21 protein-coding genes are annotated in these 19672 nt (G+C 65.8%); 2 read left to right on the top strand and 19 right to left on the bottom strand.

Features of this window, described 5'->3' with window-relative positions:
• Window positions 1-29: 29 nt before the first annotated feature.
• From BTN82_RS24610 to BTN82_RS24600, 3 genes are all read right to left on the bottom strand, one after another.
• Window positions 30-308 carry a Rho-binding antiterminator gene (locus BTN82_RS24610; protein ID WP_075121673.1) on the bottom strand — a complete coding sequence of 93 codons (279 nt, stop codon included), beginning with the start codon at window positions 306-308 and terminating at the stop codon, window positions 30-32.
• Between the two features lie 3 nt (window positions 309-311).
• Entirely contained in the window at window positions 312-584 is a 273-nt protein-coding gene (locus BTN82_RS24605) for a DUF2024 family protein (protein ID WP_075121672.1), read from the bottom strand.
• A gap of 72 nt (window positions 585-656) precedes the next feature.
• Window positions 657-887, bottom strand: a complete 231-nt coding sequence (locus BTN82_RS24600) for a thioredoxin family protein (protein ID WP_075121671.1) — start codon at window positions 885-887, stop codon at window positions 657-659.
• A 126-nt stretch (window positions 888-1013) separates the two neighbouring features.
• Between BTN82_RS24600 and BTN82_RS24595 the strand changes: the two genes are divergently transcribed.
• Together BTN82_RS24595 and BTN82_RS24590 are read left to right on the top strand one after the other, a co-directional pair.
• A complete protein-coding gene (locus BTN82_RS24595; protein WP_075121670.1) occupies window positions 1014-1574 on the top strand; it encodes a MarR family winged helix-turn-helix transcriptional regulator in 561 nt (186 codons plus the stop codon).
• A 4-nt stretch (window positions 1575-1578) separates the two neighbouring features.
• A complete protein-coding gene (locus BTN82_RS24590; RefSeq protein ID WP_075121669.1) occupies window positions 1579-2295 on the top strand; it encodes an MOSC domain-containing protein in 717 nt (238 codons plus the stop codon).
• Here the strand turns inward: BTN82_RS24590 and gspM are convergent, their stop codons facing one another.
• The 16 genes from gspM to ychF form a co-directional block, all read right to left on the bottom strand.
• Window positions 2296-2766, bottom strand: a complete 471-nt coding sequence (gspM, locus tag BTN82_RS24585; RefSeq protein ID WP_075121668.1) for a type II secretion system protein GspM — start codon at window positions 2764-2766, stop codon at window positions 2296-2298.
• A 3-nt stretch (window positions 2767-2769) separates the two neighbouring features.
• Window positions 2770-3852: a type II secretion system protein GspL gene (gspL, locus tag BTN82_RS24580; RefSeq protein WP_075121667.1), complete on the bottom strand. Its 1083-nt coding sequence runs from the start codon at window positions 3850-3852 to the stop codon at window positions 2770-2772.
• A gap of 4 nt (window positions 3853-3856) precedes the next feature.
• On the bottom strand, window positions 3857-4729 hold the full coding sequence (locus BTN82_RS24575; protein ID WP_075121666.1) for a type II secretion system protein GspK: 873 nt from the start codon (window positions 4727-4729) through the stop codon (window positions 3857-3859).
• A complete protein-coding gene (gene gspJ, locus BTN82_RS24570; protein WP_075121665.1) occupies window positions 4722-5324 on the bottom strand; it encodes a type II secretion system minor pseudopilin GspJ in 603 nt (200 codons plus the stop codon). The genes BTN82_RS24575 and gspJ overlap by 8 nt, the downstream gene beginning before the upstream one ends.
• Window positions 5321-5695 carry a type II secretion system minor pseudopilin GspI gene (gene gspI, locus BTN82_RS24565; protein WP_075122012.1) on the bottom strand — a complete coding sequence of 125 codons (375 nt, stop codon included), beginning with the start codon at window positions 5693-5695 and terminating at the stop codon, window positions 5321-5323. Before gspI ends, gspJ begins: the two co-directional genes overlap by 4 nt.
• Complete coding sequence (gspH, locus tag BTN82_RS24560) at window positions 5679-6143, bottom strand: type II secretion system minor pseudopilin GspH (RefSeq protein WP_081375513.1); 465 nt, start codon at window positions 6141-6143, stop codon at window positions 5679-5681. The genes gspI and gspH overlap by 17 nt, the downstream gene beginning before the upstream one ends.
• 2 nt (window positions 6144-6145) lie before the next feature.
• On the bottom strand, window positions 6146-6580 hold the full coding sequence (gene gspG, locus BTN82_RS24555; protein ID WP_075122011.1) for a type II secretion system major pseudopilin GspG: 435 nt from the start codon (window positions 6578-6580) through the stop codon (window positions 6146-6148).
• A gap of 15 nt (window positions 6581-6595) precedes the next feature.
• Window positions 6596-7810 (bottom strand): type II secretion system inner membrane protein GspF, encoded by a 1215-nt coding sequence (gene gspF, locus BTN82_RS24550; RefSeq protein WP_075121663.1) that lies wholly within the window; start codon window positions 7808-7810, stop codon window positions 6596-6598.
• Between the two features lie 2 nt (window positions 7811-7812).
• Window positions 7813-9297, bottom strand: a complete 1485-nt coding sequence (gspE, locus tag BTN82_RS24545; protein ID WP_075121662.1) for a type II secretion system ATPase GspE — start codon at window positions 9295-9297, stop codon at window positions 7813-7815.
• Entirely contained in the window at window positions 9294-11195 is a 1902-nt protein-coding gene (gspD, locus tag BTN82_RS24540; RefSeq protein WP_075121661.1) for a type II secretion system secretin GspD, read from the bottom strand. The genes gspE and gspD overlap by 4 nt, the downstream gene beginning before the upstream one ends.
• On the bottom strand, window positions 11192-11743 hold the full coding sequence (locus tag BTN82_RS24535) for a type II secretion system protein N (protein ID WP_075121660.1): 552 nt from the start codon (window positions 11741-11743) through the stop codon (window positions 11192-11194). The genes gspD and BTN82_RS24535 overlap by 4 nt, the downstream gene beginning before the upstream one ends.
• Complete coding sequence (locus BTN82_RS24530) at window positions 11740-12261, bottom strand: cytochrome b (RefSeq protein WP_075121659.1); 522 nt, start codon at window positions 12259-12261, stop codon at window positions 11740-11742. The genes BTN82_RS24535 and BTN82_RS24530 overlap by 4 nt, the downstream gene beginning before the upstream one ends.
• Window positions 12262-12324: 63 nt before the next feature.
• Window positions 12325-13821: an N-acetylglucosamine-binding protein GbpA gene (gene gbpA / locus BTN82_RS24525; protein ID WP_075121658.1), complete on the bottom strand. Its 1497-nt coding sequence runs from the start codon at window positions 13819-13821 to the stop codon at window positions 12325-12327.
• Window positions 13822-14044: 223 nt separating this feature from the next.
• Window positions 14045-17593, bottom strand: coding sequence for an ATP-binding protein (locus BTN82_RS24520; RefSeq protein WP_075121657.1), 3549 nt, complete (start codon window positions 17591-17593; stop codon window positions 14045-14047).
• Between the two features lie 15 nt (window positions 17594-17608).
• On the bottom strand, window positions 17609-18235 hold the full coding sequence (locus BTN82_RS24515) for a response regulator (protein ID WP_075121656.1): 627 nt from the start codon (window positions 18233-18235) through the stop codon (window positions 17609-17611).
• 325 nt (window positions 18236-18560) lie between these two features.
• Window positions 18561-19661, bottom strand: coding sequence for a redox-regulated ATPase YchF (gene ychF / locus BTN82_RS24510; RefSeq protein WP_075121655.1), 1101 nt, complete (start codon window positions 19659-19661; stop codon window positions 18561-18563).
• Between the last annotated feature and the right edge of the window lie 11 nt (window positions 19662-19672).

Genomic DNA, 19672 nt, shown 5'->3' with positions numbered 1-19672 from the left:
TTTTGCCCCTGGATCAGGCGCCCGGCGCGTCATGTCACGCAGTGTGGCCCATTGAGCACGATGCGCCCGAAGCTGCGCTGGGCGTCCAGCGGGGTGATGGCCAGCAACTGGTCGAGGCGCACGTCGATCGGGCCTTCGGCGCCCGCCAGGCAGAAGAACTCTTCGCCGCTGGCATCGGTGCGGGTGGTGCTGCCGACGGCCTCGAAGCGGCTGCCGTCGATGAGTTCCACCCGCAGTCGGTAACCGTGCATGCAGGCGATTTCCAGGTAGTCGTGCAGGTCGCAATCGAGCGGGCGGTAGGTGTTCATCGGTCACCTCGCCCCGGCGGTCTCGAAGCCTTGCAACGGCAGGATGAAATAGCCCTGGCGGGCGATATCCTGGGCGATCTGCGGGTCGCCGATGCGGCTGTGGCAGAAGCGGCATTCGTTCTGCGAGATGTCGCTTTCCTGGATGCCCAGGCTGCTCAGCCAGGCAAAGGCATATTGCCGGGCGCGGGCGGCGTCGCTGGTTTCGGTCAAGACGTCGAAGTGCAGGTAGTGGCCGGCGGTGGTGCGTACATGGGTGTCGAAGACTTTCACATTCATGGCGGTTTCATCCATTGGGAAAACAGGGAGGGCCGCGCCGCGCCCGAATGGCACGGCGCGGGTGCGGGGGGACTACTTGAGGTCGGCCAGGGCCGCGCCGAAATTCAGGTGCAGGACTTTGTCCGCGACCACCAGCGCCGGCACCGACTTGACGCCGCAGGCCTCGGCTTCGGCGAGCCGGCCGGGGGCCTGGCCGAGATGGACGATTTCCACCTGGACGTGCGGGTCCAGCAATTCCAGCAGGGTCTGTTCGGTCTCGATGCAAACCGGGCAACCAGCGTGGTAGTAACGAGTAAATGTCATGGGGTGAGCCTCCAGATAAAAAGTATCGATTCGATACTGTATTTAGACTTTCATCTTGAATCGCTCTTTGTCAAGGTAGTTTTTATCCGATACTATCTATCGCAGACATTGATCCGGAAATGACCTGTGCTGTTCGATCTGCTTGAAAGGCTCACCAGCCTGACCCGCGTCTGGTTTCGCGAGCACCCGCTGCTGGCGGATATCCAGCCGATCCAGTTGAGCGCGCTGCTGTACCTGGCGCGCTGCAACGGCTATTCCAATACACCGCTGGCGGTGGCCGATTACCTGGGGCTGACCAAGGGCACGGTGTCGCAGTCGCTCAAGGCGCTGGAGGCCAAGGGCCTGCTCAGCAAAAGCCAGGATTCCCGGGACAAGCGCAGCGTGCACTTGCTGCTGACCGAGCAGGCCAAGGCCTTGCTGGCGGCGGTGATGCCGCCGGCGTTTCTCGACGCCGCGACGCAGCGCATGGGCGGGCAGGCCGGGGAGCTGGAGCAGTTGCTCGGCGACTTGTTACGCAACGTGCAACGCACCGCCGACGTGCCGAGCTTCGGCCTGTGCAAGACCTGCCGCTTTCACCGGCAGGTCGCTGGCGGGCCTTTCTGCGGCCTGACCGAAGAACCGCTGGCGCGCACCGATATCGACTTGATCTGCCGCGAGCACCAGTTCGCCGCCGAACCCGTGGAGTGAGCCAATGACCCCTGAACGTCTATCCCTCGATGCCCTGTTGACCGGCCGCGCCGTGCCCTACAGCCGCCCCGGTTCCATGAGCGGGATCGCCAAGAGCCCGCGCACCGGCAGCCTGGAGGTTGGCCCGGTGGGGCTGTTGGAAGACGAGCAGGGCGACTTGCGCGTGCATGGCGGCCCGGAAAAAGCCATTCACCATTACCCCCGCGAGCATTACGCCAGTTGGGTCGCCGAGCTGGGACCGCACGCGTTGCTGGAGCGGCCGGGGGCGTTCGGCGAGAACTTCAGCACCACCGGCTGGACCGAGCAGAACGTCTGCCTGGGCGACCGGGTCCGGGTCGGCAGCGTGTTGCTGGAGGTCTCCCAGGGACGTATGCCGTGCTGGAAGCTCAACGACCGTTTCGCCGTGCCGGACATGGCGCTGCGGGTGCAGCAGAGCGGGCGCACCGGCTGGTATTACCGGGTGCTGGAAGCGGGCCGGGTGAGCGCCGACGATGCGTTGCAGCGGCTCGAGCGGCCGTTCGAGCACTGGCCTCTGGCGCGCTTGAGCGCGGTGCTGTTTTCCCGGACGGTGGAGCTGGAAGAGATTCGCCAGTGCCTGGCGTTGCCGCTGGTGCCGTCCTGGCGCCGGACCCTGGAACGGCGGCTCGAACAGGCGGTGGTCGAGGATTGGGGGCCGCGCCTGTTGGGCACGGTGCCCGCCGATCCGCAGAACGCTCGCTGATCAGTACGCCTCGAGGGTCAGGCGCGCCTGGATCATGGCTTGGGGGTTGACCTCCAGCTGCAGCGACACCAGGTTCACCCCCTGGTTTTCCACCTCGTCCAGCCACTTCAACAACTCCTCAAGCGTGCCGCCCAGGTTGAGGTTGAGACGCCCGGACTCTTCGCTGTCCATGCGCTCGATGGTCAGGTTGGCCGCCGCGGTGCTGTCGGTGATCAGGCCGGCCAGCGTCCGGCCGCTGGCCTGCGGGTTGTGAGTGTTGCCGGACGAGGGCAGTTTGAGCAGATCGGTTTGCAACTGTAGGGCCTCCTGGAACTGCCGTTCAGCGGTTTGCAGGGCCTGGCGCTGCGGACTCCAGAGCAGGGTCCAGAACAGCGTCGCGGCCAGGAACAGGCCGAGCAACAGCAGGGCCAGGCGATCGCGGGCCGGTAGCTGCAGCCAGCGGTTCGAGTAACGGGTGAAAAGAGCGTTCATGGTTTATTCCGTGATTTTCAGGCGGGCGCTGACCCCGTCGGGCGCGAGCACGGCCGAGTCGGCCTGGACGCTCGCGCCCTGCTGCGCGAGGTCTTCGCGCAGGCGTTCGAGGGTGGAGAAATCCGGCGCGCTGACTTGCAGGGTCCAGCCTTGCGCCTGTTGGTAATCCAACCGGCGAATCCGCGTGGCGCCGCCGTCGCTGCCGATCCATTGGCTGGCCAGGCCGTCGAGCCGGCGCGCCAGGCTTTGCTGCGACTGGCCGGCCTGGCGGGCCCGGGCTTCGACCTGGCGCGCCAGGTCGATCACTCGCGGCTCATCGGGAAAACGCTGCTGCCAGAGCGCCAGGCTGGCCTGGCTGACCTCGGCGGTCTTGTCTTGCAGCAACCAGCGATGGCCGATGTCCTGCGCTACCTGGGCGGAGCAGGCGACGACCAGCAGCGCGAGCAGCGCGCGCCACGGCAGGCGCGACGGACTGCGCAGGGCCAGCGCGCCCTGACGCAGGTCGATGGCCTGCGCGCTGCCCTGGCTCAACAGCGGCCAGGGCGCCTGCTCGCTGCGTTGCAGGTCTTCGGGGAGCAGCGGGGCCAGCTCGTCGAGGGCCTGGGTGTCGAGCGCCAGGCGCTGCTGGCAGCCCCCGCCGATCAGCCAGCGCTCGTGGCAGAGCAGGGCCAGTGGCCGCTCGTCCGCCAGGCAGTCGGCGTCGACGTGAATGCGCTCGGGCACCAGGCCATGGCTGGCCAGGCGTTCCAGCAGTTGCTCCAGCCATTGGCGTTGCAGGGCGAACAGGCGGCAATGCCGACGCCCCTGCAACGGCCCGCGGGCCAGATGCAGTTGCTCGGGATCGTCCAGCAAGCGTTCTTCGAGCACCGAATGGATGGCTTGCTGCAACCAGCGGCCACTGCGCGGCGGCAGGTCGAAGCGGTGATGGCTGGCGACTTCGGCCGGCAGCAGCAGGGTCAGCCGCTGGCCGGCCAGGACCGCCGCTTGTTGCAGCGTGCCGTGCAGCGGTTCGCCGCCGGTCTGCCACCAGGTGGCAGGCGCGTCGTCGTCCGCCGCCAGGGTGGTGAGGTAAAGCCAGGCTTGCATGGGGTTACTCCGAAAAACGGGAAGGGGCGGCGAGGGTGCGTTGCAAGACGCTGACCTGGCCGTCTGGCTCGATGCGCAACCGGCTGATCAGGCGCAACTGGCGGTCGCCCAGCTCGACATCCAGCACTGCCTGGAAATACCGGCTGCTGACATCCAGCCCCTGGGTGTTGATTTCGTGCTGTTTCAGGGTCGGGCTGTCGAGAAATTCCTGGACCGTCTTGTAGCCCTCGGCGGGGCGTGCCTGGACCAGGGCGACGGCCTGGGCCAGGTCCAATTCACCGAGGCTGGCCAGGACTTCGGCCGGGGCGGTATTGAGGTTCAGCGCCCCCGGGGTGGTCCTGACCCATGGCCGCAGCCGTTGCATGGTGGCGGCGTCGACGCCCTCCAGGCGCATCAGCTCGCTGCTGTCGTTCCACGCCAGCGGCTTGCCGTCATAGCCACGGACCGGAGGCAGGCGCCCGGGGTCGTGGGGCGGTACGCCGAGTTCCTTGAGCAGGCGCAGGTAGCGAGTGCGGCTGATCCGGTCGTTGGGCGTGCGCAGGGTGCCGAGGTTGAAGCGCCCGCTGAGGTCCTGGACCTGGATGCGGATGCGCCCGCCGTCGATGTCGAAGGTCGGCGTGGCGTGGGCCCAGCGCTGGCCCAGGTGCACGCGCTTGGGTTCCGGTTCGTCGCGCCAATCGTCGCGCAACTGGCCGCGGGCCCAGGCTTCGCCGCTGAGCGCCAGTTGCCACAGTTGCTGCTGCGACAGCTGGTTGGCGGCGCCGATCAGGCTCAGGCGCTGGCGAGCGAGCATATCGCTGACGATCAGGGTCGCCAGGGAGGTGATCAGCAGCACGCTGATCAGCGCAATGCCGCGTTGCCGGCGGGCCTTAATCATGGTCCTGGCCCTTGAAGCCCGGCAGCAGGATCACCCGCCGCAGGCCGGGGTAGCCGGGGGCGTCGAACTCCACCTCGATGGCCTGGGGCAGGCTCAGCGGCGCCTGGCCGACCGGCCAGTTGGCGTGGGCCTGGCCTTTGGCGTCGATGTAGCGCAGGCGTTCGAGCCTGACCCCGTCGAGCAGCAACTGTTGCGCGGCGCCGCCGGCCTGCGCGGGATCGTTCACCGGGCTGCGGTACTCGCGCAGCCACTGGCCGTCGCTCCAGCGATGGCTGACCAATTGCAGATCGCTGCGTGCCTGCTGTTGCGGGTTGCTCCAGCCGCTGCGCACCAGTTGGATGCGCTCGGCTTCGCCGATCAGTGCCTGGCGCGCCGAGCTGGCGTCGACCGGGTAGGCGACGGCCTGGGTCAGGTCGCGCTCGAAAATTCCGACGGCCCGTTGCAGGCGACGCAGTTGCAGTTCGTGCTGATGAATCCGCCGGTCGGTGTGCATCATGCGTTCCAGCAACTGATAACAGGCCAGGCCCAGCAGGCTGAACAGGGCCATGGCGATCAGCACTTCGAGCAAGGTGAAGCCCTGCTGGCGACGTTTCATCGGCGTGCCTCAATGTAGCCGGCCAGGCGCGCGCGTTGCCGCGGGGTGGCGCCGTCGGTGGCGACTTCCAGGGTGACCTTGAGCAGGCGCGGGTCGGGGGCGCTGGCGGTTTCGCTGGTCAGCAGCCAGTCGCGGCCGGCGAAGCGAATCGGCTCCTGGCGCTGGCTCTGGGCCTGGCGCATGCCGGCGCGCAGCTCGTTCAGTCGGTTGTCCGCCAGCCATTGCGCCAGGGTGCGTTCGCTCAAGCCGCCGTTGTTGCCGATCAGGTGTTCGGTGGCGCTGTAGAGCGACAGCGAGAGCACGGCGAAAATCGCCAGGGCGACCATCACTTCCAGCAGGGTGAAACCCGCCTGTTCATTGCACCGGCGCAACATGCACCTCCTCGACGCCGTCGCTGGACAGCGACAGCACCGGCTGTTGGCGGTATTCGAGTTGCAGGCGGAAGGGCGAGACCTGGTCGTCGCTCATGATCCACAACTGCGGTTCCTTGCCCGACGCCCGCGGTTCCTGCAAGTGCAGGCGCAGTTCGCCGGGCAGGCGGTGTTCGGTGAAGCGTTTGTCCGCTTGCCACTGGCCGTCGCGGTCGAGGTTCTGCACCGCATAGCGATCGGGCTCCAGGCGCAGGCCGTGGCTGAGGTTGTTCAGCACGGCGTCTTCGCGCAGCAGGCCGATCAGGTTCTGCAGGCGCTCGGCCTCGCGGCGGGCCTGCTGCCCGCCGGAGTCGCTCTGCACCAGCCCGACCAGGCCGGCGAGCAAACCGATGATCACCATGACCACCAGCAGCTCGAGCAGGGTGAAGCCGGCCATTGGCTTGCGCACCCTCAAGGTTCCCAGTTACCGACATCGGCGTTGGTCCCTTCGCCGCCGCTGCGGCCGTCGGCGCCGAACGAGTACAGGTCGTACGGCGAGCCTTCGCGCCCCGGCGCGAGGAACTGATAAGGGTTGCCCCAAGGGTCCTTGGGCAGGCGCTTGAGGTAACCGTCGGGGTTCCAGTTGAGCGCGGCCGGCAGGCCCGCCGGTTTTTTCACCAGGGCTTCCAGGCCCTGCTGGGTCGAGGGGTAGTGGTGGTTGTCGAGCTTGTAGATTTCCAGGGCGGTGGCCACGGCCTTGATGTCGCTGCGGGCGGCGGTGACCTTGGCCTGGTCCGGACGGCTCATGATCTGCGGGACGACCAGGGCGGCGAGGACCCCGAGGATCACCACGACCACCATGATCTCGATCAGGGTGAAGCCGCGTTGGCGGGAAGGGTTGCGCATCATGTTGGGTGCTCTTCAGGTGATGAGTTGGTTGAGGTTGAGGATGGGCATCAGGATCGCCAGGACGATCACCAGCACGCTGGCGCCCATGAACACCAGCATCGCCGGCTCGAACAGCCCGACCAGCATGGCGATGCCGTTGGACAGCTGGCTCTGCTGCTGGTGGGCGGCGCGCTCGAGCATGTTGTCCAGCTCCCCCGAGCGTTCGCCGCTGGCGATCATGTAGAGCATCATCGGCGGGAAGTCGCCGCTCTGTTCCAGGGCCCGGGTCAGCCCGCTACCTTCGCGCACGGCGCGCGCCACGTCTTTCATACGAGTACGAATCTGCTGGTTGGCGACCACCTCTGCGGAGATCTCCAGGGCGTCCACCAGCGGCACGCCGCTGCGGCCGAGAATCGCCAGGGTGCTGACGAAGCGCGTGCTGTTGCTGGCCTGGATGACTCGCCCGATCACCGGCAAGCGCAGTTGCAGCTGGTGCCAGCGCAGGGCCAGCGCCGGTTTGCGCAAGGCCAGGCGCAGGCCGCCGGCGAGGCTGCCCAGGGCCAGCAGCAGGAGCAGGCCGAAGTCGCGGGCGAAATCGCTGGTGGCGATCAGGCCGCGGGTCAGCAGCGGCAGTTGCTGGCCGCTGTCGATGAACACCTTGACCACGTCCGGGACCACGAAGCTGAGCAGGAAGCCGACGATGCCGAAGGCCGCCAGCATCAGGATGCTCGGGTACAGCATGGCCAGTTGCAGCTGCTGGCGCGCGGCGTGCCGGGCCTCGGTGTAGTCGGCCAGTTGCATCAGTACCTGGGCCAGGTGGCCGGCGCGTTCGCCGGCGGCCACCGTGGCCCGGTAGAGGGCGCTGAACGCCCGCGGATATTCGCCCATGGCCCGCGCCAGGTCGTGCCCTTCCAGCACCCGCGCGCGGATCGCCAGCATCATGCTTTGCTGCGCGCGCTTGCTGCATTGGGCGGCGACCGCGGCCAGCACTTCTTCCAGCGGCAGGGAGGCCTGGACCAGGGTCGCCAGCTGGCGGGTGAGCAGCGCCAACTGCGCCGGGCTCAGGCGTTGCCCGCTGGACAGCGTGCTGCCGGCGCGGTCTTTCTGGCCGCGGGCCGGCTTGACCTGCAAGGCGATCAGGTTGCGTTCGCGCAGCAGCTGGCGGACCTGCCGCTCGCTGTCGGCTTCCTGCACGCCACGGGTCTTGCGCCCGGCGTTGCACATGGCGAGGTATTCGTAGGCGGCCACGGTCAGTGCTCCCGGGTGACGCGTAGCAGTTCTTCGACGCTGGTGACGCCTTGCAGGACCTTTTCCCGGCCGTCGGCGAACAGGCTGTGGGCGTGTTGGCGCGCGTACTGGGTCAGGGCGGATTCGCCCGCCCCTTCGTGAATCAGCTGGCGCAGCGGTTCGTCGAACAGCACCAACTCGTAGATGCCCTGGCGCCCGCGATAGCCGGTGTGCTGGCAGGCCGGGCAGCCGACCGGGTGATGGATCGGCGGCGCCTGCTGCGGGTCGAGGTTGAGTTGCTGGCAGGCCGCGGCATCGGCCGGCGCGCTGGTTTTGCAATTGGGGCAGAGCACCCGTACCAGGCGCTGGGCGACCACGCCGAGCAGCGAGGTGCAGAGCAGGAAGGGCTCGATGCCCATGTCCAGCAGGCGGGTGACGGCGCCGATGGCGCTGTTGGTGTGCAGGGTGGACAGCACCAGGTGGCCGGTGAGGGAGGCCTGCACGGCGATGTCGGCGGTCTCGCGGTCGCGGATCTCGCCGACCATGACCACGTCCGGGTCCTGGCGCAGGATGGCGCGCAGGCCGCGGGCGAAGGTCATGTCGACCTTGGTGTTGACCTGGGTCTGGCCGATGCCGGCCAGGTGGTATTCCACCGGGTCCTCGATGGTGAGGATATTGCGCGTCTGGTTGTTCAGGCTGCTGAGCCCGGCGTACAGCGTGGTGGTCTTGCCCGAGCCGGTGGGGCCGGTGACCAGCAGGATGCCGTGGGGGCGCAACAGGGCGTCCTCGAGCTTGTCGCGGATTGTCTCGGCCATGCCCAGGCGCCCCAGGTTCAGGCGCCCGGCCTGTTTGTCGAGCAGGCGCATCACTACCCGTTCGCCATAGGCCGAAGGCAGGGTCGAGACCCGCACATCGACTTCGTGGCCGCCGATGCGCAGGGCGATGCGGCCGTCCTGGGGAATGCGCTTTTCGGCGATATCGAGCTTGGACATGACCTTGATCCGCGACACCAGCAGGCCCGCCAGTTCCCGGCGCGGGCGCAGCACTTCGCGCAGCAGGCCGTCGACCCGCAGGCGCACGGACAGGTGCTGCTCGAAGGTTTCCAGGTGAATGTCCGAGGCCTTGACCTTGACCGCCTCGCCGAGGATCGCGTTGATCAGGCGAATGATCGGCGCGTCGTCTTCCTGCTCCAGCAGGTCGGTGATTTGCGGCAGTTGCTCGGCCAGGCTGGCCAGGTCGTCCTGGCCGGCGATCTGGTCGCCCAGGCCCTCGGCCACTTGCATGGCGTCGTCGCGACCGTCGCGATACTGCTCGGCCAGAAGCTCGGCGAACGCCGCCGCCTCGAGGATCCGATGCCCCCGCAGGGGGCCATGGCAGCGGCGGATCTCGGCGAGGATTTCCACGGGCGTGTCGACCCGGCAATAGAGGCGCAGGCCGTATTCCAGCGACTCCAGCAGGACCCCGTGGCGCTTGGCGAAACTGAAGGGCAGGCGCGCGGGCAGGGTCATCGGCGTGGCTCTTTGGCGCGCATGTCGACGGTCTGGCCGTCGCGCGCGGCGTCGAACAGCCGGCGCGAATCGTCCGGCAGGGCCAGGCCTTTGCGGCTGTCGCCGGGTGCGCGCAGCTGACGCAGGTCGTTGTATTTGCGCTCGCTGACAGAGGCCGCGTCGGCGCTGCCGCGGACCAGGGTCGGCCGCAGGAAGACCATCAGGTTGGTCTTTTCGGTGACGTCCTTGGTGCTGGTGAACAGCCGGCCGAGGAGGGGGATGTCGCCCAGTAACGGAACCTTGCTGACCTGGGTCTTGACGTTGTCCTTGATCAGGCCGCCGAGCACGATGATCTGCCCGTCGTCGGCGAGGATGGTGCTTTTCACCGAACGCTTGTTGGTGATCACGTCGCTGGTGGAGATGCCCGGCGGGGCGCTGGCCAGTTCCGAGCTTTCCTGTTCGACCTTCAGGCGCAGGGTGTTGCCCTCGTTGATGTGCGGCGTCACCTTGAGGGTCACGCCGACGTCCTGGCGCTCGACGGTGGTGAAGGGGTTGCTGGCCCCGGCGGTGTCGGTGGTGTAGGAGCCGGTCTGGAAGGGCACGTTCTGGCCGACGAGGATTTCCGCCGCTTCGTTGTCCAGGGTCAGCAGGCTCGGGGTGGACAGCAGGTTGTTCTTCGAGTCGCTGGACAGCGCCGTAACCAGCGCGCCGAAATTGCTCGAACCGAGGCCGATGATGGCGCCGTCCGGCAGGGTGATGCTCTTGTCCTTGGCCTGGCTCAGCAGGGTGCCGATCGACAGGCCGGTGCCGCTGAAGTTGGTGCCGCCGGCGACGTTGCCGGCCCGCGCGGCCCATTGCACGCCGAGGGCTTCGTTGATGTCGCCGCTGACTTCGACGATGGCCGCCTCGACCAGCACCTGGGCCCGCGGCTGGTCGAGCTGGGTGATGACCTTGTCGAGCATGCTCAGTTGCGCCGGGTCGGCCATCAGCACCAGGGCGTTCTGGCTTTCGTCGGCGCTGACCAGTACCGAGCTGCCGCTGCCCTTGCTTTCGTTGCCGCCGCGGTTGCCGTCGTCCAGGCGCTTGCCGATGCCGTTGAGCAGCTTGGACAATTGCTTGGCGTCGCTGTGATGCAGGCGTACCACGCGTGCGCTGTCGTTGGCGTTGCTCGGCACATCGATGGCCTTGACCAGTTCGGCCATGCGCTGGCGGGCCTGCGCCGTGCCGGCCAGGATCACCCGGTTGCTGCGGGTGTCGCCCACCGCCTTGGCATCGCTGGGGCCGTTGCCGGTCTGGCTGACGCTCTCGTTCAGGGTACGGGCCACGTCGCTGGCCCAGGCGTGCTTGAGGGCCACGGTGCTGAATGAGCGGTTGCCGGCCTGGTCCAGTTCGTTGACCACCCGGCGGATGCGCTCGACGTTGCTGGCGCTGTCGGAAACCACCAGCGCGTTGGAGCTGGCCGAGGGCGCGACATAGGCGTCGTCGCCTACCAGCGGGCGTACCACGCCGGAGATTTCGGCAGCGCTGGCGTTGCGCAGGTCGAGGACGCGGGTGACGAATTCGTCTCCCGATTGCTCGCCGGATTTGGTCTTGGCTTCCACCGCCGGCATGATCATCACCCGGTCGCCCTGGTCAAGGGCGACGAAACCCTGGCTGCGCAACACGCTGACAAACAGCGAATAGATCCCGTCCTTGTCCAGGGCGCTGGACGATTGCACGCTGACCTTGCCTTGCAGGCGGTTGTCGACCACCAGGGTCTTGCCGGTGATTTCCCCGACTTCGCTGGCCAGGTCGCGCAGCTCGGCGTCCTTCATGTTCAGGGTCCACAGGCGCTGGGTGGTGAGGGCCGCGGTACTGGGCATGGCGTTCAACAGAAGGCCGAGACTGAGCACGGCGCCTGCAATCTGAGGCAGTTTCATGGAGTGTTCTCTATCGCTTGCAGAAGGGCCGTGGTTTTAGGGTCGGCGACCTCCGTCGGGGTTGTCTGGGGGCTGAGCAGGCGCATCTGGCGCCCGGGCAGCTGCAGGTTCTGTTCACGCCCGTTGCGCAGCACCACCACCTGATCGGCGCTGACGCTCTTGAGCAGCGAACCGTCGGGCAGGTGTACGCCCGGGGAGTAGAAGGCGCGGCTGCCGGCGTGCTCGATCAGCGCCCTGGATTGTTCGGGCTGGCTGCCTTGCAGGCTGGCGAGCAGGGTCAGCGGCAGGCTGGCCTGTACATTGTCGAGTTCGATCGGCACGGCGCCGAAGGCCAGGGCCAGGTTGCGGTCGTCCAGGGGCGCGGGCCGCAGCTTTTCGGCGCTGGCGCTCGGTACCGCGCTCGGCACCGGCTGGCCTGCCACCACCTGTTGGTAGGTCCAGCTGTCGAGGCTCAACCAGGTCAGCCAGAGGCCGAGGGCGACCAGGCCGGCGGGCAGCAGGCAGCGTTGCCCAAGCCAGCGTGGGCGCCACGAAAAAAGGGCGCTCATGGGCGTTTGGGCAGCATGCGCCGGAGCACACCGTGCCCGCGCAGTTGGTGAAGGATCACCGCGCCGATATGGCCGGCCACCAGCAGGGCCAGGGCGATACAGCTGTAGTGGTGCAGTGCTTCGAAAAAGGCGATGGCCGCCGGGTCCTGCAAGGGTTGCGGGAGTTGCAGGCCGAACAGGTCGATGGGGCGCGACATCATCAGCACGCCGCTGAACAGCACGGTGCCCAGGGTGGTCAACAACAGGGCGTGCCCGGCATGCACCAGCCGGCGCTCGACGGCGCTCTGATGCGCGGGCGCGGGCGGCGCGGGGTGGCGCACGAGGTACAACAGGCGCAGGACGAACAGCGGCACCAGCACCGTGGTCAGCGAGACGTTGATAAAGGCCAGGGTCTGCTTGACCTCCGGCGGCGGTTGCAGCAGGGCGCTGGCGTAACCGCTGATGGTTGCCCACAGGACAACGGCGGCGAACAGCCAGTGCAGCAGCCTGCGCGGTTTTGAGTAGTGTGAGTGGCTCATGGCGATTCCCGGAGTCCGCAACGCGCTGCCGAGGCATCGCGTTGCGGTTGGTCAGGTTATGGATTACTTGCGAATCCAGGCGTCCTTCCAGTTGCTGCCGGTGCCAGGCTCATAGTGAGTCGCACCTGCGTTCCACTGGATGCAGTAGCCGCTGTACGGGAACGGCTTGCACTCATAGACCTTGCCGTCTTTGCCCAGGACCTTGGTCCCGGCCTTGTAGCTGCTCAGGCCTTTAGGGAAGACGAAGTCGTAGTCGCCGTTACCGCCGCCCACTTCTTCGGCTTTCAGGGTGATGCGCTGGCTTTGTTGCAGTTGCTCGCCTTTCTCCGGCTTGGCCACGACCACTACGTCGTACTCACCTTCGCTGACATTGCGCAGCGGGATGGAGAAGTGCGGTGCGTTGTTGCCAGGCTCGGCTTGCACGTGGGCGATGCTTTCGTTCTTGCCGTTGAACACGGTCGAGCTGACGGTGTACTTGCCGCCCTGGGCGATCGCGTTGAAGTGCAGGTCGGTTGCGCCGTCCTTCAGGGTGTACTCGGCTTGCAGGCCGGAAATCTTCAGCTCGCCCGGGATGCTCGGCTGGTCTTTCTGGATTTCCACGTTCACCACGTCGCTGCCCTTCTTGGCGTACATGGTGTTCTTGCCGTAGTTAGGCACGATTTCGTTATTGGCGTTGAGCTCGCCCATGAGGTAGCCGGCATTGGCCTTGTTGACTTTCTGCGCCAGCAGGAACGGCCAGTTGTTGGCTTTGGCCTGGTCCGCGGTCTCGATGTTCAGCACGGTCTGGCGGTTCTGCTGCTCGCCGGCGTTGGTGAACACACGGGTCTTGACCTTGTCGCCGACACGCAGCTCTTCAGGCTGTACCGCGCCGAGGATTTTCCAGTCGGGAACCGGCGCGCCATCGTTGTCGATGTTCACGTCGATGGCCTGGTAGAAGGTCGCCGCGGTGTCGGCGATTTTCCAGGTTGCCAGGATCACGTGGTAACCGCTGCGGTCGGCCGGGATGTTGACCTTGTGCTTGGTCCTGCCGCCAGAACCTGGGTTCACGCCGTTGGCCTTTTCATCGAGCAGTGGCTTGAGCTCGAAGGAGTCGCGGGTCAGCGGCTGGTTCGGGTTCCAGTCTTTCTTGGTGATGTAGAACTGGTAGTAGGCGCTGGAGTGGCCGGCCTTGTAGTGCCAGGTGAATTCATTCATGCCCGGCTTGATGGTGGTTTTCTGCCAGCGGGTAGCGGTCTGCTCGTTGAGCTGGGAGAAGCTGGTGATACCGCCGGCCGGGATGGTGCCGTTGGCCGGGCCGCACTGGGTGAAGTCACCCGCGCAGTAGTCCTTCGGGTAGTGGTGGGCGACCGAAGGCGAGTACTCGACACTTTGTGGCTCGTACGTGACGGCGCCGCAATTGGCGTTGAGGCTGCCACCGGCGGAGTTGCACATGTAGGCACGGGACTTCGGACTTTCGACGTAACCGTGGGCGAAGGCTTGTTGGGTGGCCAGGGAGGCCAGGCCGAGGGTAATGGCCAGCGGCAGCTTGCGCATGGCGTTGGCGCGGATGTTATGAAGCATCGAATCACCTTTTTTAAGAGTTATTGAAGACTTCGATGCCGGGTGTTCCAAGCATATCCAGGGCGCCCGGTACCGAAGGGCGCTTAGGATGCCGAGCAGGGTCATGGGCTTGTATGGGACGAGTACGAAAGGGGCGGAGGGGGAATGACACAAGATGTTGCAGGGCGTTGCGAGGGGGCGTTGAGGCTGTTACGGGGAGGAGGGTAGAGCCACCGGAGGCGGCTCAGGCGTGGCGTTCGATTTCGCGCAGCATCCGTTCGATGACGTTTTGCAACTCTGCGCGCTGGGCTTCCAGCTGGTGGATGTCCTGGTGGGCGGCGCGTTCCAGATTGACGCAGGCGCGCATCAGTGGCGGGGAGTCGATGATGCAGGCCAGACCGCTGACGCGGTGGACCCACTGGTCGATGGCTTGCGCGTCGGCCGGCAGCGGCGTGCGCAGCAGGTCGAGTTCCTGCTCCAGGTTCGAGCGCAGCTCCTGGAACAGGCGGGCCTTGAGGTGCGGGTCATGCTGCGCGCCGGCCAGCCGCGAGAGATCGAATACCGGGGCATCCGAGGATTCTGGTCGCGGTGCGCGAGCGGGCAGGCCGGCGAGGATCTCCCGCAGGCGGTCGAGGACGATGGGCTTGATCATCAAGTCGTCCATGCCGGCCGCCAGGCAGCGTTGTCTTTCGTCGGCCAGTGCCCGGGCGGTGTAGCCAATGATCGGCAGGCGCTGCAAGCCGCGCGTCTGTTCCGTGGCCCGTACCTGGCGCACCAGGGTGTAGCCGTCCATGCCCGGCATGTTGCAGTCGGTGATCAACACGTCGAAACGGCCCTGTTCCCAGGCCTGCAAGGCCGCCTCGCCGCTGCAGACGTAGGTGCCGCGATGGCCGAGCCTGAGCAACTGCTGTTCGAGCACCAGGCCGTTGGTGGAGACGTCGTCGACGATCAGCACGTTCAGCGCGGCGCTGCCGGCTTCGTTTTCAGACGCCGGCGGCGGTTGCTCCCCGGCCGGTTGCCAGGGCAGGAGCAGCTCGAAGCTGACCTGGCAACCCAGGCCCGGGGTACTGGCCAGGCGGATGCTGCCGCCCATGAGTTCCACCAGTTGCTTGCAGATGCTCAGGCCCAGGCCCGAGCCGCCATGCAGATGGGCGACCCCGGCATGGGCTTGCTGGTAGGGCGCGAAGATCTGCGGCTGGAGGTCTTCGGCGATGCCGACGCCGGTGTCGCTGACGTGGAACATCAGCCGGCTCAGATGGGGGGCCGAGTCCAGCTCCTGGACTTTGACTTCGACCTGCCCCTGTGCGGTGAATTTCAGGGCGTTGGACAGCAGGTTGTGGAGGATCTGCGTCAGGCGCATGGCATCCACCCGGTAGCGCCGCTGCGGGTCCAGGCGGTGTTCCAGTTTCAGCTGCAGGTGCTTTTCCCGGGCTTGCACGGCGAACAGTTCGAGGCAGTTTTCCAGGAGCTGGTCGAGTGCGGTGGGGCTGGGCACCAGTTCCATCTGGCCGGTTTCGGCCTTGTCCAGATCGAGGATATTGCCGATCAGGTCGATCATCGATTTCGCCGACTGCTGGGCGATGCGCAGGTTCTGCGATGGCGACAGGGCGCCGCTGGTTTCCAGCTCCAGCAGGCCGACCATGGCGTTGAGCGGCGTGCGCAGCTCGTGGCTCATGGTCGCGAGAAACTGGCTCTTCGCGGCGCTGGCATCCAGGGCCTGTTGCTGGGCCTCGAGCAGTTTGAGTTCCAGGTGCTTGCGCACGCTGATGTCGATCCAGCCGCCCAGCAGGCCCTGCTGTTTGCCCAGCGCGGTATAGAAAGGCACCAGCCATTGGTAGATATGGTGGTCTTGGCCGTCGACCTCGATCACGCTGTCGAGGAACTGCGACTGACGCTTGTCCAGCAGGCGCTGGTGTTGCTCCTCCAGCTCCAGGGCCAGGGTGAGCGGGGCGATGCCTTGCTCCTGTGGCGTGGTGCCGCGGATGTCGTCGAGGGTCCGCCCGAAGAACTGCTCATAGGCATGGTTGCAGGTGCTCAGCCGGCCTTGCAGGTCGCGCACATACAGGGGAATGGGCAAGCCGTTGAGCAGGGCGAACTGGAAGGCCAGCTGGTCCTTGAGTTGGTTCTGCGCGGCGCGGCGTTTGCGCACCTGGATGCGCAGGCGCCAGTTCCAGTGCAGGGACAGCATCACCAGCACCAGGACCAGTGCCGCGGTCTGCCATACCCAGCTCGGCAGATAGTCCCAGAACGAGCCTTTATCGGTCGGCCGCGCCAGGATACTGATGCGATCCTGGTTGCCGCCGGAGTCTTTCAGTGAGTACAGGAGTTTGTTGAGGATGCTCAGGAGCTCGGGGTGCTGGGTCGAGACGGCGAACACCAGGGGTTCGGGCTGGGCCTGGAACTGTTTGCCGGCCCGCAGCCCCGGGGTATCCAGTAGCTGGGCATCGGCGGCGCTGTTCAGGGTGGCGTCGACCAGGCCCTGTTCGACCAGTTGCACGGCCTGGTTGTAGTGGTCGGTGAGGACCAGTTCGATGCTCGGGTAGCGGCTCTCCAGCAACGATTGCAAAGGGTGCCTGGCCGGTAGCGCCAGGCGCCGGCCGCTCAGGGCCGCCAGCGAACTGGGAGAGCTGGCATCGTCGCGGGTGATGAACGCCCAGTACTCGGTACCGAAGCCGTCGCTGAACAGCAGGCCCTTGTCCAGGGCCGGGGTGGCGCTCTGCGACAGGGCGATTTGCGCTTCGCCATCGTTCAGGCGTTGCTGGTCGATGTCCGGCGACTGGCTATCGAGGATGTTCAACTGCAACTGATAGTCGTCGGCCAGGCTGCGCAGCACGTTGAACACCAGCCCGGCCCATTGGCCGTCGGCTTTGCGATACAGGTAATTGGGGATTTCGCGGGCGATCAGGTTCAGCGATGGGAGGTGCTTCAGCCAACTGTCTTCAGCGTTGTTCAGGGCATAGGAATCGGTTGGCGCGAACAGCCAGGGCGAGTGCTCCCAGTGTTGCAGGATCTCCTGCCGGCGCTCCCGGGAAACGCTCTTGAGCGCGACGTTGATCAGCGTCGTCAGGTTTTCCTCATGGGCGCGCGCGACGAAGCTGAAACCCATGGCCGGCAGGTTGGCCACGTATTTGTTCTGCAGCTTGAGGTTGGACAGGCTGCGCATATAGAAGTTGGTGCGCAACTGATCGCCGACCAGGGCGTCGGCCTTGCCTTCGGACAACTGCTGCAAGCCCTCGACGATGCTTTTGATCTCGATCAGTTGCGCTTTGGGATAAGCCTGGCTGAACGTGGTCTTTTGCACATAGAAGGCCGGCACCAGCACGCGACTGCCCGCCAGGTCCGGAGGCAGGTCCTTGTCGGCGATACGGCCGACGATGATCGGCTCGTTGTCCAGGTAGGGGGCGCTGTAGACGAACCCCGGTTGCTGGCTTTCGTACTCGGTGGCGCGGGGCATCAGGTCGATCTCGCCGGCGCTCAGGGCGGCGATGGCGCTGTCCACCGTCGGGTAGGGTACGCGCTGGATCGGTAGTTCGAGAAACTGGCTGATGTGTTCCAGGTATTCGTTGGTGATCTGGTTCATCACGTCGTTGCCGCGGGGCTGCGACTGCTCGTTGGAAGCGCTCACCTGGGCCACGCGCAGCGGGCGCGCAGGCAGTGTCTGGCGCATGGCCGCCAGCGTGGCCAGCGACAGGGTCCTGGGGGCGGGTTCCGGTTCGGCGCTGGCCAGGGGCGCGATGCCGGCCAGCAAGAGCGCGACCCAGAGAACCAGCCGCGGCAGGTTCGTGTTAGGCATGGTGGTTTGGCGTTCTCAAGTCAGGCCGACTTCCTGGATATACAGATAGAGGCTGGCGTTGTTATCCAGGCCCAGCTTGCGCATGGCGCTGCTTTTCTGGCTGCTGATGGTCTGTTTGGAGCGATTGAGGTTCAGGGCAATTTCATTCACCGACAGCCCCGCGCCGTACAGGCGCAACACCTCGACTTCGCGCGGAGACAACTGTTCGGCCTGGACCATGGGTTGCTCGGGGTTGAGCAGGTGATGGATGGACGGCGAGACAAAGGGTTTGGTCCGGCTCGCGCGAATCGCCAGTTGCAGGTCGCCTTGTACCCCGCGCTTGCTGATCAGCCCCTGGACGCCCAGTTTGAGGATCGAGGCGAGCAGTGCCGGGTTGTTGAGCATGGTCACCACGATGACCGCAACGCGCGGATAACGCCGGCGCAATTGCTCGACCAGGCGGATGCCATCGGCCTGTTGGCTGTGGGGCATCATCAGGTCGGTGATGACCAGGTCGCAGGGTTGTTCGGCCAGAAGCTGGAACAGTCCTTCGACATCCTGGGCCTCGCCAACCACTTGCAACGAAGGGTCGGCGCCGAGCGTGGTGCGGATACCGATCAGCGTCAGCAGGTGGTCGTCGGCGAGGATGATTTTCTTGTGCATCGGTGGCGTTTCCCTGTCCGTAGGCTGCATGTAGCGAGAGCATAGAGCTAAGCGCAACGGTTGCAAATGTCTGTCGGCGTTGGCGGTTTGGCGGGCCATCCTGATGTCTGCGATGGGCTGTCCGAGGCTCTCGGCGTCAGCGTTGCAAGGGAGGAAGCTGCCCGATAACGGACATGGGACGCCGCCGGTGGACGCCGGTAGGCAAGCGAGTGGGGCTTTGAATCAGGAGTTGGCTGCCGGGGCCAGGAGCTCCATCGACGAATCCGCTGGCTTGAGGACCGAAAGGTCGCCTCACGCCAGCGGGAGTCGGTTGTGCCGGGGCGGGTCAGACGTTGAAGCGGAAGTGCATCACGTCGCCGTCCTTGACGACGTAGTCCTTGCCTTCCAGGCGCCATTTGCCGGCTTCCTTGGCACCGGCCTCACCCTTGAACTGGATGAAGTCGCTGTAGGCGATCACTTCGGCGCGGATGAAGCCTTTTTCGAAGTCGGTGTGGATAACGCCAGCGGCTTGTGGTGCGGTGGCACCGACGCGGACGGTCCAGGCGCGGACTTCTTCGACGCCGGCGGTGAAGTAGGTCTGCAGGTGCAGCATTTCGTAGCCGGCGCGGATCACGCGGTTCAGGCCAGGCTCTTCGAGGCCCAGGGCTTCGAGGAACATGTCTTTCTCTTCGCCGTCTTCCAGTTCGGCGATTTCCGCTTCGATCTTGTTGCAGACCGGCACGACCACGGCGCCTTCTTCTTCGGCGATGGCCTTGACCACGTCCAGGTGCGGGTTGTTTTCGAAACCGTCTTCAGCGACGTTGGCGATGTACATCACCGGCTTGGTGGTCAGCAGGTGGAAGCCCTTGATCACCGCTTTTTCGTCGGCGCTCATGTTCTTCATCAGGCTGCGCGCAGGCTTGCCTTCGGTGAAGTGTGCGATCAACTGTTCCAGCAGGCCTTTCTGGACCACTGCGTCCTTGTCGCCGCCCTTGGCGTTGCGCGCGACTTTCTGCAGTTGTTTCTCGCAGCTGTCGAGGTCGGCGAAGATCAGTTCCAGGTCGATGATTTCGATGTCGCGTTTCGGGTCGACGCTGTTGGAGACGTGAATCACGTTCTCGTCTTCGAAGCAGCGGACCACGTGGGCGATGGCATCGGTTTCGCGGATGTTGGCCAGGAACTTGTTGCCCAGACCTTCACCTTTCGAGGCACCGGCTACCAGGCCGGCGATGTCGACGAACTCCATGGTGGTCGGCAGGATCCGCTTCGGGTTGACGATGGCGGCCAGGGCATCCAGGCGCGTATCCGGCATCGGCACGATCCCGCTGTTCGGCTCGATGGTGCAGAAGGGGAAGTTCTCGGCCGCGATACCGGATTTGGTCAGGGCGTTGAACAGGGTGGACTTGCCGACGTTAGGCAGGCCGACGATGCCGCAGTTGAATCCCATGGTGTTTCCCC

The sequence above is a fragment of the Pseudomonas chlororaphis genome, assembly GCF_001921865.1.
Taxonomy (GTDB): Bacteria; Pseudomonadota; Gammaproteobacteria; order Pseudomonadales; family Pseudomonadaceae; genus Aquipseudomonas; species Aquipseudomonas chlororaphis_D.
Note: the sequence above shows the minus strand (reverse complement) of the source record. Positions and strands in the feature narration are given on the sequence as shown.